The 15,217-nt window shown below is 66.1% G+C and carries 14 protein-coding genes; 8 read left to right on the top strand and 6 right to left on the bottom strand.

The window, feature by feature from the left end:
• Positions 1–189 precede the first annotated feature (189 nt).
• From rpsU to trmB, 5 genes are all read left to right on the top strand, one after another.
• Positions 190–423: a 30S ribosomal protein S21 gene (gene rpsU / locus KF724_11085; protein MBX3356225.1), complete on the top strand. Its 234-nt coding sequence runs from the start codon at positions 190–192 to the stop codon at positions 421–423.
• Positions 420–854, top strand: coding sequence for a ribosome silencing factor (rsfS, locus tag KF724_11080; protein ID MBX3356224.1), 435 nt, complete (start codon positions 420–422; stop codon positions 852–854). The genes rpsU and rsfS overlap by 4 nt, the downstream gene beginning before the upstream one ends.
• A 36-nt stretch (positions 855–890) precedes the next feature.
• Entirely contained in the window at positions 891–1,262 is a 372-nt protein-coding gene (locus KF724_11075) for an aspartate 1-decarboxylase (GenBank protein ID MBX3356223.1), read from the top strand.
• Positions 1,263–1,449: 187 nt separating this feature from the next.
• Positions 1,450–3,507, top strand: coding sequence for an alpha/beta hydrolase (locus KF724_11070; GenBank protein MBX3356222.1), 2,058 nt, complete (start codon positions 1,450–1,452; stop codon positions 3,505–3,507).
• A gap of 32 nt (positions 3,508–3,539) precedes the next feature.
• Positions 3,540–4,208 (top strand): tRNA (guanosine(46)-N7)-methyltransferase TrmB, encoded by a 669-nt coding sequence (gene trmB / locus KF724_11065; protein ID MBX3356221.1) that lies wholly within the window; start codon positions 3,540–3,542, stop codon positions 4,206–4,208.
• Positions 4,209–4,215: 7 nt separating this feature from the next.
• On the opposite strand, the gene KF724_11060 is transcribed toward trmB, so the two are convergent.
• From KF724_11060 to KF724_11050, 3 genes are all read right to left on the bottom strand, one after another.
• A complete protein-coding gene (locus KF724_11060) occupies positions 4,216–5,181 on the bottom strand; it encodes a homocysteine S-methyltransferase family protein (protein MBX3356220.1) in 966 nt (321 codons plus the stop codon).
• A gap of 98 nt (positions 5,182–5,279) precedes the next feature.
• On the bottom strand, positions 5,280–5,483 hold the full coding sequence (locus KF724_11055; protein ID MBX3356219.1) for a hypothetical protein: 204 nt from the start codon (positions 5,481–5,483) through the stop codon (positions 5,280–5,282).
• Positions 5,484–5,675: 192 nt separating this feature from the next.
• Complete coding sequence (locus tag KF724_11050) at positions 5,676–7,235, bottom strand: glycine--tRNA ligase (GenBank protein MBX3356218.1); 1,560 nt, start codon at positions 7,233–7,235, stop codon at positions 5,676–5,678.
• A gap of 221 nt (positions 7,236–7,456) precedes the next feature.
• On the opposite strand from KF724_11050, the gene KF724_11045 reads away from it, so the two are divergent.
• Entirely contained in the window at positions 7,457–8,257 is an 801-nt protein-coding gene (locus KF724_11045) for an SDR family NAD(P)-dependent oxidoreductase (protein MBX3356217.1), read from the top strand.
• A gap of 162 nt (positions 8,258–8,419) precedes the next feature.
• On the opposite strand, the gene folE is transcribed toward KF724_11045, so the two are convergent.
• Positions 8,420–9,154: a GTP cyclohydrolase I FolE gene (gene folE / locus KF724_11040; protein ID MBX3356216.1), complete on the bottom strand. Its 735-nt coding sequence runs from the start codon at positions 9,152–9,154 to the stop codon at positions 8,420–8,422.
• A 39-nt stretch (positions 9,155–9,193) separates the two neighbouring features.
• Complete coding sequence (locus KF724_11035) at positions 9,194–11,320, bottom strand: S9 family peptidase (GenBank protein MBX3356215.1); 2,127 nt, start codon at positions 11,318–11,320, stop codon at positions 9,194–9,196.
• A gap of 44 nt (positions 11,321–11,364) precedes the next feature.
• Here KF724_11035 and KF724_11030 point away from each other — a divergent pair, with 44 nt between their 5' ends.
• Positions 11,365–12,747, top strand: coding sequence for a formimidoylglutamate deiminase (locus tag KF724_11030; GenBank protein ID MBX3356214.1), 1,383 nt, complete (start codon positions 11,365–11,367; stop codon positions 12,745–12,747).
• On the opposite strand, the gene KF724_11025 is transcribed toward KF724_11030, so the two are convergent.
• Positions 12,698–14,047: an FAD-dependent oxidoreductase gene (locus KF724_11025; protein MBX3356213.1), complete on the bottom strand. Its 1,350-nt coding sequence runs from the start codon at positions 14,045–14,047 to the stop codon at positions 12,698–12,700. The genes KF724_11030 and KF724_11025 overlap by 50 nt on opposite strands.
• A gap of 47 nt (positions 14,048–14,094) precedes the next feature.
• Here KF724_11025 and KF724_11020 point away from each other — a divergent pair, with 47 nt between their 5' ends.
• A complete protein-coding gene (locus KF724_11020) occupies positions 14,095–15,177 on the top strand; it encodes a Gfo/Idh/MocA family oxidoreductase (protein ID MBX3356212.1) in 1,083 nt (360 codons plus the stop codon).
• The last annotated feature ends 40 nt before the right edge of the window (positions 15,178–15,217 follow it).

Raw genomic sequence — 15,217 nt, 5'->3', positions numbered from 1 at the left:
CGGATCACCCGGCTCTCGCGGAACTCCGGGAAAACCGGCATTTCCGCGCGTTTCATCGCCGCTGCTGCAGCGAGACGGGGGCCGCCGCTTGCCTCCGGCGGTCCGATCCGGTTTACTGCGGGACTTGCGACGGGGATCGTCGAGGACCCGGGCGGGTCCTGCCCCGAGTGCAATGAAGGAAGTCCGCGCATGGCGATTCGCATCAAGTCACGAACTGGTGAAACCATCGAGCAGATGCTCCGTCGATTCAAGAAGCTCTGCGAGAAGGAGGGCCTCACCAAGGATGTGAAGCGCCGCCAGTACTACGAGAAGCCTTCGGAGCGACGCCGGCGCGAAATGCGTCGTCCCGCACCGCGCCCGATGCGGCCCGGTGCGCCGCGAACGGCCGGTGGCCCCTCCGCTGGACGAAGCCGAGAGGCGTGAGTTCTCGACGACCAGTTCGTCTTGCACCGGGGGCGAATGGCACGGCGGAGCAGTTTGCCTTGGATGCGGCGCGCCTTGTCTCGGAGTTGAAGTGCTCCGAGGTGACGCTCATCGATCTCCGTGGCCTGAGTCCGGTCTGCGACTTCATGGTCATCGCTTCCGGTTCGAGCGAGCGACAGATGCGCTCCGTCGCCCAGCGGCTCGAGGACCTCGGGAAGGAGCGAGGCTCGCCTCCCTATCGTCAGTCGCGCGATGGCGGTGATACATGGATCGTCATCGACTTCGTTGATGTCGTCGTCCATCTCTTCGAACCGGAGCAGCGCGCGTTTTATGATGTCGACGGCATGTGGTCTGACGCGCCGCGCCTTCGATGGCGCGAGAGTGCGGACGGAGCGGCGACGGCGAGCCAGCGCACTCGAGAGCGCCGCTGATCAGGGCCATCTTCACCCGCGCCATTGCGATCGTCCATGCTTCGACACGCTCTCCATGCCAAGATCCATCGAGCCACGGTGACCTACTGTGAGCCCGACTACATGGGCTCGATCACCATCGATGCCGATCTCCTCGATGCGGTCGGCATGCGCGTGAATGAGAAGGTTCTGGTCAGCGATGTCACGAGCGGTTCGCGCTTTGAGACCTATGTCTTCAGGGGCGAGCGGGGGAGTGGTGTGATCGGCGTGAATGGGGCAGCGGCGCGGCTGTCGGGGATCGGCCATCTCGTCATCATCATGAGCTTCTGCATCCTCGACGAGGAGGCCCTCGGTCGCCATCGCCCCAAGGTGGCGCTCTGCACGCCGGAGAATCGCGTCGAGCGCCTCATCACCTACGACGCGGGCTGACCCCGAACCGCCGGCGCGGTACAAGTGAGCCATGAGCACCGATTCCGCCACGCAGACTGGTGTTGGATCTCAAGAGTCCGGGTCTGGCCGGAACGCGTCGATTGACGCGAACTCGGCATGCCATCGACGCGCACGGTCGTTCTACTCGGAGGTTGCGTCGATCCGTGGCACTGACGATCGCGAGACCTTGCCGTCACCCTGCGGGGCGGTTGCGTCGACTTGGGCCGCTCGCGACGGCGACGCGCTCACGCAGGCCCACGAGGCACTTCGGGCGCTCGATGTCGCGAGCGATCGAGACGCGCTCCCATCGCGAGTGGGCGGACGATGCGGCGTCCGTACCGGATTCACCGGGCTCATGGCCGCGCTCGGCCTCGCCCTGACTCTGTCAACCGCAGCGCGAGCGCAGGTGCAGGAGACGCCGTCAGCGGAGTCTTCGCCCGCGCTGCCAGCCCAAGGCGACATGCCTTCTGCGAGCGTTACGCCGTCCGCGAGCAACGGCGCTCGGAGCAAGGAGCGAGCCGCGCTCCTTGAAGGCCTCTGGCGCAACGACCTCGGGCCGACGCAGCCGGTGCTGGTCCTTGCCGAGTTCTCTCGCGCATCCGGCGAGTGGGAGATGCGCCTCTCGATTCCGCTCGGATCAGTCAACGATCGCAAGTGCAATGACGCGGTCATCGATGACGAGGGCCGTTTTTCCGGGTCCATTGAGTTCATGGGCGCGACGCTCACGCTGCGCGGCGCTCCGAATGATGCGGGCACGGAGCTCGTCGGGCAGTTTCAGTTGGTGCAGGCCGGCGTGACGCAGGAGGAGCCCCTCATGCTCACTCGCACGGCTCGAGCTGAGAAGCATGCCGGAGCAGTGCGCTATCTCGGCGAGCTTGAAGCGATGGGCATGAAACTGCCGATGGCCCTCACGCTCGTCGATGACTCACCATTCGGTCCCCTCGGGGCCATCGACATTCCCATGCAGGGCGTTTCAGGCCTGCCGCTTCTTGTCACGCGCGACGGGGAGTCGTTCGTCTTCACGCTCCCTGTCGGCGTGCCGGCGACCATGAGGCTCGAGCGGCGCGATGAGGGGGCGCTCCTTGAGGGTTCCTTCGCACAGGGCCCGGTGCAGGCGCCGGTGCGCTTCACGCGATCGACGGCGGCGGTTCGCGGCTCGTCGCGTCCGCAGGAGCCGCGACCTCCGTTTCAATACGAGGCCAAAGAGGTCCAGGTCCCGACACTGGAGGGGCATGTGCTGGCGGGCACGCTTACCATTCCAAGGGGCGCCAGCAGCGACGCGCGAGTGCCCGCCGCGGTGCTGCTGACGGGCAGCGGGCTGCAGGATCGTGATGAAGCGATCTTTGGCCACAGGCCATTCTGGGTCATCGCCGATGCGCTCACCCGCGCCGGCGTTGCGGTGCTGCGCTGCGATGATCGAGGCATTGGTGGCAGCACGGGAGATGGATCGACCGCGACGACCAAGGACTTCGCCGCCGATGGCCGGGCGATGATGGCCTTCCTGCGCGCGCAGCCCGAAGTCGATCCGAAGCGCTGCGGCTACATCGGGCACAGCGAGGGTGGACTCACCGGACCAATCGCGGCGCTCGCCGATCAGGAGGAGGGGAATCCCGTCGCCTTCCTGGTGCTGCTCGCTGGGCCCGGCGTGCGTGGGGCGGATCTCCTGCCGGTCCAGATGCGACGACTCCTTCTCGCGTCCGGTGCATCAACAGAGACGATCGAGCCGATGGTTGCGGCGCAACGCCGCGTGATCGAGGCTGCCATCACGGGAGCCGATCGTGAGGCGCTGGCCGTCGAGATCGCGTCGCTCGTCACTCTTCAAGCGGCCGAAGCTGCGGCGAGGATGGGTGTCGATCCTCCATCGGCGCCGACGGCCGAATCGCTGGAGGTGATGGCAGCAGTTGAACAACTCCTCGGCCCATGGTTCTCCGCGTTCCTCATCCAGGATCCCGAGCCACCGCTCAGGGCCGTGCGAGCGCCGATCCTCGCCATGAATGGTGACCTCGACACGCAGGTTGACAGCGAACAGAACCTTCTCCGCATCGAGGCCATCCGACGCGATGCGGGGTTGCCGATCGCGACGAAGCGCTATCCGAATCTGAACCATCTCTTCCAGCCCGCGATCACCGGCGGGCCCGATGAGTATGCATTCATCGAAGTGACCTTCGATCCCGAGGCGCTGAAGGACATGGTCGAGTGGATCGTGACCGCCATGCAAGGCACTGCCCCTGCGGATGGTCCCTGAGACCGAGCGCGTCCTGAGCAGGTGCGCAGAGCATGTCATTCGGACTCGGACGAGGTCGTGAGTTGGTGACCAGTGGGTGGGGCTTCACCACGGCGGATCTGCCAGCGCTTGAAGCGGGGCGGCTTGGGCCGGAGTTCTTCTTCGGATCCGAGGCTTCGAGTCGCGCTCGTCGTTTCGAGATCGAGATCGGTGTCGGAAAGGGGGCCTTCCTCCTTCAGGAGGCGCCGCAGCACTCCGACACGCTCTTCCTCGGCATCGAGTACGCGGGCGAGTTCTATCGCTATGCCGCCGATCGCATGCGTCGCCACGCGGTTCCCAATGTGCGCGTGCTCTATGGCGATGCGATTGAGTTCATTCATCATCGACTGCGGGACGATTGCGTTGATGTCATTCACCTCTACTTCAGCGATCCGTGGCCGAAGAAGCGCCATCACAAGCGACGCGTGGTGCAAGTTCGGTCACTCGGTGACTTCCATCGCGTGCTGCGACCGGAAGGCGAGGTGCGCCTCGTTACCGATCACGATGAGCTCTGGACCTGGTATGAGCAGTGCGCCGAACAGGTGAACGATCGCTTCGAGCGCGTGCCGTTCGCGCAGCCTCGATCAGCGGCGGAAGGCGAGGTCGTCGGCACGAACTTCGAGCGGAAGTACCAGCGTGAAGGAAGGCCCTTCCACGCGATGACCCTGCGCCGAAGATCGTGATCGGTGTTCAGGAGTTCGGTCGTGCCGCAAAGAGGGGAGCACAGCGATCGGCGATGCACTCGACATGGCGTTCGTCGGTGCCGCAACAGCCCCCGAGCACGGTGATTTGCGGCCAACGCTCAATGAGCGACGCGTAATCCTCGGCCAGTTCGAGGGGCTTGCCCGGGTCAAGCTCCGTGGATTCATTCAGCTCGGCATGGCTCTTGCGCGAGGCGTTCGCGCGGATGCCGCGAATCCTGGAGGTCCATGGTCCTCCATCCTCGAGGGCCGGTCGGAAGTGGGAGGGATGGGCGCAGTTGATCATGTAGTACGCCGGCACCTGCGCCGTGGCGTCGTCCACCGCCTCGATGGCGTGACGCAGGGTTTCACCGGTGGCGAGCCGCGCGTTGACCTCAACGGTGAAGCTGATGGCGACGGGAACACTCAGTCGAACCGCCGTCCGGGTGATCCCGATCGCCTCGTCGATGGTGTTCAGTGTCATGGCGCAGAGCATGTCGACACCGGCATCGACCAGGGCGCGCGCCTGGGGCTGGTGGTACCTCTCCGCCTCATCGGCGCTCATCTGCATGGAAGGCACATAGCCGTCGCCGCGAGGTCCGAGGCAGCCGCTGATGACGACCGGAGTCTCGGGCGCGTCGAACTCGTCGCGGATCGGGATGAGCAGGTCCACGGCGCGGCGATTGGCACGGACCAGCGCCTCGGGTGTGTACCCAAGCCGCGCACCCCAGTCGGCGCTGGCGCGCCAGGTCGCGCTTTCGAGAATCAACCCGGCACCGTGGCGGCGTGCGATCCCGGCGAAGCCCCGGAAGTACCGCACGAGGATCTGCTCACCGTCCTCGCGCCGGAGCAGGGGGAACGCTGCAAACTCGGGAAGTTCGAGCCCATCGTGGAAGACGAGGGTCGTCTCGAGTCCTCCGTCGGTCAGGAACAGCCGTTCTCCAAGCTGCGGAAGCGAGTGTCGATACCGGCTCATCGAGCGAGGTCCTCCCTTCGTGGTCCCTTCCCGGCGGCCCAGCGCACGCACGCCGAGGTGATGAACGCAACGCAGAGTATCTCCGACCGGCTCGATCTTCACCAGCGCACGACACGCTCGCGGAACGGCGACGCATCATCGTACGCGGAGAAGACGAGATCACTCATCATTGGCGCCGGTGCGGGTGTTCCCTTGAACTTGCAGAGCCATCCGGGCTCCGGCACGGTGACTGTGTGGGGAAGCACATGTTCGATCGAACTCCACGCGCTGCGCTCCAACGGCTGAGCCGCTCGGAGCGGCATCGCAAGCCCGTGGATCGCGATCAGGATGGCGATGATCGCCCGCGACAGCCGCAGAGTCCGTGGTCGGCATTCATCCAATGAGTGTCGATCGCAGTGCTCGCGAGAACTCGAACGCACCGCCCGAGGATGCGGATGCCGTTCCGGCGGTGTTGCGGGCCAGGCCGGGCCACTCAAGGAAGCCCAGCAACGCGGTTACGACAGTCGGTCGCTGAGCCAGTTCTCCACATGGTCGACGCCGATGCGCTCCTGCGCCTGCGAGTCACGATGCCGCACGGTCACGGTCTGGTCCTTGAGCGAGTCGCCGTCAATGGTGAAGCAGTAGGGGGTGCCCGCCTCGTCCATGCGCGCGTAGCGCTTGCCGATCGACTGCTTGGGATCGAACTCAACCGGCCAGCGCCGGCGCAACTGGCGTGAGAGAGCCTCGGCCATCTCCGGCATGCCGTCCTTGTTCACGAGCGGGAAGATGCCCGCCTTGACCGGGGCCATGCGCGGATGGAACTTCATGAAGACGCCGCTCGGGCGTGATGGGTCGGGCGTGTACGCCTCGCACAGGAGCGCGAGCGTGCCGCGATCCATGCCCCCGGATGGCTCGATGACATGGGGGAAGTAGCGCTCGGCGCGCTCCTGGTCGAAGTACTTCATCTTGTCGCGCTTGCCGCTGTGCTCGGCGTGCTGGCGCAGGTCGTAGTCGCTGCGGTGTGCGACACCCTCGAGTTCGCCGAAGCCCGGCGCAGTGAATGGGAAGCGATACTCCACATCGCAGCACCCGGCGCCCTCCTTGGCGTAGTGCGCGAGCTCGTCGCGACCGTGCTCGCGAAGCGTCAGGTTGTCACCGGCAAGACCGATCGACTGCCACCAGCGATAGCGCTGATCGCGCCAGAAGGCGTACCACTCGTTCGCAGTCGACGGGTGAATGAAGAACTCGATCTCCGCCTGCTCGAACTCGCGGCTTCTGAAGGTGAAGTTGCGGGGCGTGACCTCGTTGCGGAAGGCCTTGCCGATCTGAGCGATGCCGAAGGGCACGCGCACGCGCGTCGAGTCGACGACATTCTGAAAGTTGGCGAAGATGCCCTGCGCCGTTTCGGGTCGCAGGTAGGCGCGGGCGTCGTCGTCGCGGATGGCGCCGACGAAGGTCTCGAACATCAGATTGAACTGCCGCGGCTCGGTGAGGGTGCCGGGCTCCTTCGCGTCCGGGCCCACGGCGCGCGAGCGCTCCTCGGCCGAGAGATGCGTGAAGGGCCGGACCTGATGACGCACCGAGTCGAGTGAATCGCGCTTCTCGTACTTGGTGAGCGCCTTCTCTGCGCGGGCGAGCGAGTCGGCATCGCCCTCGACAAAGACATGGATGCGGGCGCTGGGCTCGACGGCGCCGAGAGCGAGCAGGTGATCGGCGCGATATCGCAGCTTGGTTTCACGGCAATCGACCATCGGGTCGTTGAAGCCGCCGACATGCCCGGAGGCGATCCAGACCTTCGGGTTCATGATGATGGTGCAGTCGACGCCCACGATGTCGACGGGCTTGCCATCGGGCCCGCGAAGTTCGCGGCGGACCATGTCCTCCCACCATGCGTTCTTCAGGTTGCGCTTGAGCTCCGTGCCGAGCGGACCGTAATCCCAGAATCCGTTGATGCCGCCGTAGATTTCGCTCGAGCCGAAGATGAATCCTCGGCGGCGGCAGAGGGAGACGATCTCATCCATTGACGGAGTCCTGGATGATGGGGGGACGCTAGGGCTGAATTCCGGTGCGGACATGGGGCGGGCATGGTATCCGCGAACGGAGACATGATCGAAGAGGCGAACTCGGCGCGGCAGGGGTCGCATTCGGATGTGCATGCTGAGTTGAGCACGCCGCGCCGAGCTGTTTCGAACGCCCGACCCTGCGGCCTTCAGGACATGCGTGGTCGATGACGCATGGCACCCTCCTCGCTCTGGCGTGGCGAATGCACGGAAAGCGACTCCGTACACTCGCGTGCATGGCTGAGAGCAACATGGGTGGTCGACATCTCGTGGTCACCGGCGGTGCTGGCGCCCTCGGTGCGGCCGTGGCGCGGTCTCTGGTTCAGAGCGGCGCCACCGTCACGGTGCTCGACCGAGTCAAGCCGCAGGCGAACGCCCTGCCGCCGTCGGTGCGCTCGTTCGAGGTCGATCTCAGTGACGAGGCTTCGGTTCGCCGAGCGTTTGAAGCGCTCGAGCGACTCGATGGATCGATTCACTGCGCTGGTGGCTTCGGCATGACTCCGATTTCGGAGACTTCGCTCGCCGACTTCGAGGCGATGTGGCGCATGAACACCGTGAGTTGCTATCTCTGCTGTCGCGAGGCGGTGCGCGCGATGCGCCGCAGCGCGCCGTTGGCGAGCGGCTCTCACGGCGGAGGTGACGGCCGGCATCGCGGCGCGGAGCCGAGCGATGCGGCACCTGCGGCACGCCGTGAGGTCGATGCGGGACGCGGCGGAATGCCGCGTGGCTGGATTGTGAATGTCGCCGCTCGGCCGGCGCTTCAGCCGGTGGGCGGCATGACCGCCTATTCGGCGAGCAAGGCGGCCGTGGTCAGCCTGACCCAATCGCTTGCAGTCGAGCTTCTCAGTGAGGGCATTCTCGTCAATGCCGTGGCACCGTCGATGATGGACACGCCGAGCAATCGAAGCGCCATGCCCGATGCCGACCACTCGAAGTGGCCGAGCGTTGACGATGTCGCCTCGGTGATTCGGGCCCTCGCCTCGCCGCGCAATCGCGTCACCAGCGGCGCGATCGTGCCGGTCTATGGCGCTGCGTGAGTCATGAGAGCCGTGTGAGCTGTGAGTTCCGGCTCCGGCATCACGGTCACGACGGTCCGTTGACAACATTCAGCGAAGCAACACCGGGGTCGGATCGCGTCAATCACGAGCCGGGTCGCCGCGACTCCAGACCGATCGGCCACGCCGAAGGCGATGCCGGGCTCACTCCGGCGGCTTGTTGAAGCCGCAGAGGGTGAGGAACTCCATGCGGGCGGCAGGGCTCGACAGGAAGGTGCCGTGCAGCTTGCTGGTGGTCGTCACTGCGCCGGGCTGCTGCACGCCTCGATAGCACATGCAGAAGTGTCGGCACTGGAGAATGACGCCCACGCCGTGCGGCTTGAGCACTTCCTTGATGGTCCCCGCGATCTGCGCGGTCAGCTTCTCCTGGACTTGCAGTCGCTTGGAGAAGATCTCGACCACACGCGCGAGCTTCGAGAGGCCCACCACGCGGCCGTTGGGGATGTAGCCGACATGGGCACGGCCGACGAAGGGCACCATGTGGTGTTCGCAATGGCTGTGCACTTCGATGTTCGTCAGCAGGACGAGCTCGTCGTAGCCCTCGACCTCGCTGAAGGTCTTGCGCAGCGGCTCGGCGGGGTCCATGCCGTATCCGCGGAAGTGTTCGTGCATGGCGCGGATGACGCGCTTCGGAGTGTCGAGCAGCCCCTCGCGGTCGGGATCCTCGCCGATGTACTCGAGCAGTGCTCGCACATGCGACATGGCATCGTGCGTGGTGGTGTTCGCGAAGTCGGGCTCGGGGAAGCAGATCATGTCGTTGCTCTCTGCGCGGGCCGCGGTCTGGTCCGCAGTGGTGCGGGCCTTCCCGTTCCGACCCGACGCAGGTCGCGTCGACGCAGTGCGGGAGTTGCGGCCTTTGGACCTCGGGTCTTTCGCCATGTGATCCATCCTAGATTCGATGCCCGGGCGACGGGGCCGTCATCGAGTCGAAGACTTGACGAGATGTTCATCCCACCACTGGAGAATCTGCCGGAGTCGGTGAATCCGCAGATCCGAAGGGCCGGAGCGGCTCATGCCGTGGCTCGTTTCACGCGGATAGCGGACAAAGCGTGTGGGGACGCCCTGGGTGACGAGCGCGGCGTGGACCTGTTCGCCCTGTTCGATGTTGCAGCGCAGATCGCCTTCCGAGTGAATGATCAGTGTCGGTGTGCGGACACCCTTGAAACAGGTGATCGGGCTTGAGCGTCGAAGCGCCTGCGGTCGATCCCATGCCACGCCCGGCCAGTAGAGATCGGGCACCTCGGGGTAGTCACTCGTTCCGCACATGCTCGAGAGGTCGCTCACGCAACGGTCGGTGATGGCGGCGCGATACTCCTTTGAATGAGCGATCGCCCAGTTGGCCATGTAGCCGCCATAACTGCCACCCATGATGGCGAGTCGCGCTCGGTTCACGCCGGGCAGGCGGGCCATGAATCGCGTGACCGACTGCACATCCTTCCAGTCGGCGGTCCCCCAGCGGCCGCGGATCGCTCCACAGAAGCGGGCGCCATACCCCTTGCTGCCGCGCGGATTCGAGAAGACCACCGTGTAGCCCGCGGCGGCAAGAACCTGAAACTCGTGGAAGAAGCTGACGCCGTACTGGGCGTGTGGACCTCCGTGCACTTGGAGAATGGCCGCACCGCCTCGGCGCGGTGCGCCCGGCGGTGGACGCATCACCCACGCGTGCACCGCGTGGCCGGAGCGACGCCCCTTCGAGCGCGGCGCACCGCTCCGTATGCGTCCATCGGCCGTCACCCAGACCTCGCGTGGCGTCACGAGAGCTCTTGACTGGCGGAACGAGGAGTTGAATGAGGTGCGCACCTCGACCTCGAAGAGATGGCCATGCACCTCGGCCACGGCGATCTCGGGTGGCTCCATCGGTGCACTGCGCACGGCGACAATCAGCCCCTCGCGCGCGGCAAACGCGCCCGGTGCAAGCTCGGCACCACCGTCCGTGTGCAGGACGACCTCGCCGCCACTGGCACTCACGCTCGCAATGCGCCCGGCACCGTGCCAGCCGATGCGCATCAGCAGTGATTGCCCATCCGGGCTCCAAGCAAACCATGGCGCGAAGCTCGCATCGGCGGTGTCGCTGAGCGTTCCCGACATCAGGCAGAAGTCGCTGGCGCCGGTGAGTGAAGTCGGGCGAACGGCCCTCGGGCGCGAAGCGCTGCCATCGATCGCCGCCGTCCAGAGTTCGACATTGGCCGTGTCATACATGGAGCTACGACCGCGTCGGCCCGCCCACGCGAGGTGAGTGCCATCGGGTGACCAGCGCGGTGAGTCCTTGGGGCCTTCAGGCAAACCCTCGATGGAGCGCGGCGATCGCTTCCCTGCAGGATCAACCAGCAGGATCTCGGCGCGCTCCGGATGAAAGAGCGCCCGGGGGTCACGATTGCACGCGACGGCGATGGTCGAACTGTCCGGTGACCAGTCGAACGAGAAGTCGTCGAGGTGATCGCAACGGAAGACTTCTCGAGGCGCGGCACCGTTGCGACCGAGGTCAAGCACGAAGAGGCGGAAACGGGCCGTTCCGAAGACACCGTCACCATCGAGGCGATACCAGGGATCATCGACGACGAGCGCCGGCGTCGAATGACCGAGCGCCTTGCGCCGCTTGGCCGCCGCCGCAGTGAACTCTGTCATCGTCTGGCGCCACTTGAAGGCGACATGGCGGCCGTCGGGACTCCACTCGACGCTCGCGAGAGAACCCTCGGGCAGCCTCGTCAGCGTGCGAACCTGCGGGCGAGCCTTCCCGCGCACCGGCGGGAGTTTCAGGAGGGCGAGCTGAGGAGCCTCCTTCGTCGCCGATCGCACGAAGAGAAGGGAGTCATCCACGGGTGATGGGCGCGGTGTCGAGTCGCGAGGCCCTGTCGTCAGAGGTCGCTGCCGCTGAGCGCCTCTCGTTGACGCGAGCCAGAGCTCGCTGGTTCGCGCTCCCTTGGCGTCGTAACCCTTTCGAACAAAGACGACTGAGTGGCCGTCGGCGGAGAAGCGGGGGTCGGCCACCGTCACGAGGCGGAGGAGATCCTCGGGTTGAACCAATCGGCTTGATCGTCTGGGCATGGACCGGAGACTACGCCGCCACCGCTTCGCGTACATTCGTGGGCGTGACTTGGGCGGAAATCATCGAAGCCGACCTCGCGTGGGTCGATGGCAGGTTCGAGCGCGGCGTGCGCATCGCGATCGGCGCCGACGGGAGCATCGCGCAGGTGTGGCGTCAGGGCGCGAGCGACCGCGAGAGCATCGCTCGATCCGACTTTCACGCGGGGCTCGCCCGCGCGGGTGCCGTACCTCATCGTGAGTGGCGCGGACGCGCGCTCCTGCCCGGCTTCGTGAACGCGCACTCGCATGCCTTCCAGCGGGGGCTCCGAGGGTGCGGCGAGAGCTTTCCGGCAGGAGCAGGCGACTTCTTCTCGTGGCGAGAGGCGATGTACGCGCTCGTCGAACGACTGACGCCGGAAAGTGCCTATGACCTGAGTCGCGACGCCTTCGAGGAGATGCTCGACGGCGGCTACACCTCGGTGGGCGAGTTCCACTATGTGCGTCACCTGGGGCCCGAGGCGCGATTTGCCCTCGACGATGCGGTGATCCATGCAGCGATCGATGCGGGCATTCGACTCGTGCTGCTGCACACGGCGTATGAGGCGGGCTCGATCGGTGAGTCGCTCAAGGGCGGACAGCGGCGCTTCGAAACGCGCGGTATCGACGAATACTGGCGCGAGCATGATCGGCTTGCGACGGCACTCGGTGCGCATCGCGACGCGTCGCTCGGTGTGGTGGCCCACAGCGTTCGTGCAGTGCCGTGGTCCACCATCGTGGCGCTGCGCAAGGGCGCTCGGGCGCGGGGGCAGGTCTTCCACATGCATGTCGAAGAGGTCATCCGCGAGATCGAGGTCTGCGAGGCGGCGCATGGTCGTCGGCCGATGCGGTTGGTGGTCGATGAACTCGAGCCGGATCACACCTTCACCGCCGTCCACTGCACGCACACGGCGGCAGAGGATATGCAGCGCTTCGCGGCGTCCGGCGCCACGGTCTGCCTCTGTCCGAGCACCGAGGGCAATCTTGGCGACGGCATCGCGGATGTGCCGCTGATGCGCCGCGCGGGGGCGACCGTCGCCATCGGCACCGATCTCAACAGTCGGCTCTGCCCCTTTGAGGAGCTTCGCTGGCTCGAGTATGTGCAGCGCGTCGCGCGACGGCAGCGCGGCGTGGTGGTCGATGAGCACGGTGAGTCGGGGCCGGCCCTCATGCAGGTTGGCACCCGTCACGGCGCGAAGTCACTCGGGATTCAGGCGGGCTCGATCGAGCCCGGCGCGTGGGCCGACTTCTGCCTGGTCGACCTCGAGCATCCGTCGATCGCCGATCGGGCCAGTGACCCCGGCTCACTGGCCGCGGCGCTCATCTTCGGAGCGGGCGTGGAAGCCGTCTCGGGAACCTGTGTCAGCGGGCGCTGGCGGATGCGTCGCGGCGGGCGCCCGCGCGCGGCGTGAGACGACCGAAGCGATCGGCAGCGAGCATCGAGACATCGATCGACGGCGAGCGACCGAGCAGCAGATCCGCTGCCAGGCGCCCGCTCACCGGCCCAAGGGTCATGCCCATCATGGCGTGGCCAGTGGCGATGATGACGCCGCGCGCCCATGGCACCGCGCCGACCGCAGGCATGCCGTCAGGCAGACAGGGGCGATAGCCCGCCCATTCCCTGGCTTCACTCCAAGTCCGCACGCCATGCATGTAGCGAGCCGCGCCATCGACGATCGCATCAATCCGCTCGCGCATCCATGGCCTTCCGGTTGGCCCGATCTCCAGCGTGCCTGCGAGTCGCAGCGATGCACCCATTGGTGTCACGGCCACCTTCGTCTCACCGAGCACGCAGCCCGTGCCCGGCGCCTGGGGCACGCGATCGAAGTGAAGGTGATAGCCGCGGGCGGCCATGAGCGGGAGGCGCACGCCGATCGGCTCGACGAGCGCTGCACTCCATGCGCCTGCGGCGACGATGACTGCATCGGCCTCGATCACCTCTCCGCCGACGAGTCGAACACCGTGAACCGAAGTGAGGTCGTTGCCTCTCTCCAAGGATTGCGTGGCAAGCAGCGATTCGACGGCGGCGTCAATTCGCACAGTGCACCCTCCCCTGCGCAGGGCCGCCATGAGCCCTTCGATGAAGCGCCCCGGGTGAATCCGCGCACTGTCGCAATTGAGCACCGCGCCGGCCACCTCATCTCGGAAGATCGGATGCTTCGCGCGAAGGGCAGCGCCTTCGAGCACCTCGCAGGTGTAGCCGAAGCGCTCGACGACGCGCGCGTCGGACTCGGCCTGTCGCAGGCCTGCGGGCGTGAGAGCCACATCAAGCCACCCATCACGGGCGTAGTCGCACTCGATGGCCGCATCGGCCATGATCGCCTCGAACGCTTCAAGCGCCGGGAAGCCGAGCGCACAGAGCGCCGCGAGGCATCGGTCGCACCACGCCGCGTTACAGTGGCGATGGAAGGACCAGAGCCATGAGAGCACCGACCGATCGACGGTGGGCCGAATGTAGAGCGGGCTGCGGCGACTGGCCATCCAGCGAAGACCCTTCCACGCCACACCCGGTCGGTTGATCGGATAGTGGCCGATCGAGAGAAGGCCCGCATTCCCGGCGCTCGCGCTTTCATCCGGGTCATCCCGGTCGAGCACGGTGACCTCCACCCCTTCGCGCCGCAGCCACCATGCGCAGGAGAGACCCACGATGCCTGCGCCAATGACGATGACTCGGCGAGGCGGCGCCTTCGCGTGGCCATGAGGAGCGATCACGGCGGAAGCGTACCTCTCGCTACGCTCCCCGGTCCCAGGAACGACGCATGGCCATTTCACTCGGCATCGTTGGCGCAGGATCGATCGGAACCGTGCATGCACTGGCCGCCAAGCGGGCTGGCGTGTCGGTGGGCGGTGTCTGGGATCTCCAGCTCGATCGGGCGAAGCGGCTGGCCGGGCAGGTCCCGGGCGCCCGGGCCACGAAGGGCCTCGACGACCTTCTTCAAGATGATCGCATTCATGGCGTGGTCATCGCGACGCCGAATGACTCACACTGCGAGATCGCGATCCGTGCCATCGAGGCAGGGCGTCATGTGCTGCTTGAGAAGCCCATGGCGACCACTCTCTCGGAGTGCGATCAGATCGTTGCGGCGCTTGAGAAGTCGAAGGTCAAGCTTCAGATGGGGTTCGTCTATCGATTTGCTCCGGCGCCGCGCGCGGTCCGCGAAGCCATCGACTCAGGTGAACTTGGACGCATCTATCACGCCAAGGTGAGCATGTACCGGCGCCGCGGCATTCCAGGCCTTGGCGGCTGGTTTACCACCCGCGCTCGTTCGGGCGGCGGACCGTTGATCGATCTCGGTGTGCATGTCATCGACCAGGCCCTCTGGCTCTGCGGCTTCCCGGTGGCGGAGCGGGCGAGCGGCGTTCTCTATGCGAACTTTGGCCCGCGCATGCGCGACTATGTCTATGAGGAGATGTGGGCAGGGCCCCCTCAGTTCGATGGTGTCTTCGATGTCGAAGACCATGCGACGGCGCTCGTGCGCTGTCGAGGCGGCATGACCCTCGAGGTGAATGTCACCTGGGCTGCGAACATTCCTGATGGCGAGCTTCCCGGGGGAGTCGCGCTCTTCGGTGACAAGGCGGGCTGCTGTTTCACACTGCTGGGCAACAAGGTGGTCCTTGCGGGTGAGTCGGGGCGCACACTCGTCGATCGCCCGCTTGAGGTCGATGGCACCCGCGCGCTCGACCGCTCCTTCGAGGCGCAGATCCGATCATTCGCTCGCATGATCGAGGAGGAGAGCGCGCCGGCAGCCACCGCCGGGCAAGGTCGCGCCGTGCAGGCGATTCTCGACGCGATCGAGCGATCGAGTCGAGCCGGTCAGGAGGTCGAGGTCCGTCACTCTTGATCGCGGCAGGGCGACCACGGCGGGGCGGAAGTCACGCCTC

This window comes from Phycisphaeraceae bacterium, from assembly GCA_019636735.1.
In the GTDB taxonomy this organism is placed as follows: Bacteria; Planctomycetota; Phycisphaerae; order Phycisphaerales; family SM1A02; genus VGXK01.
This window is presented reverse-complemented; position numbering and strand designations above follow the sequence as displayed.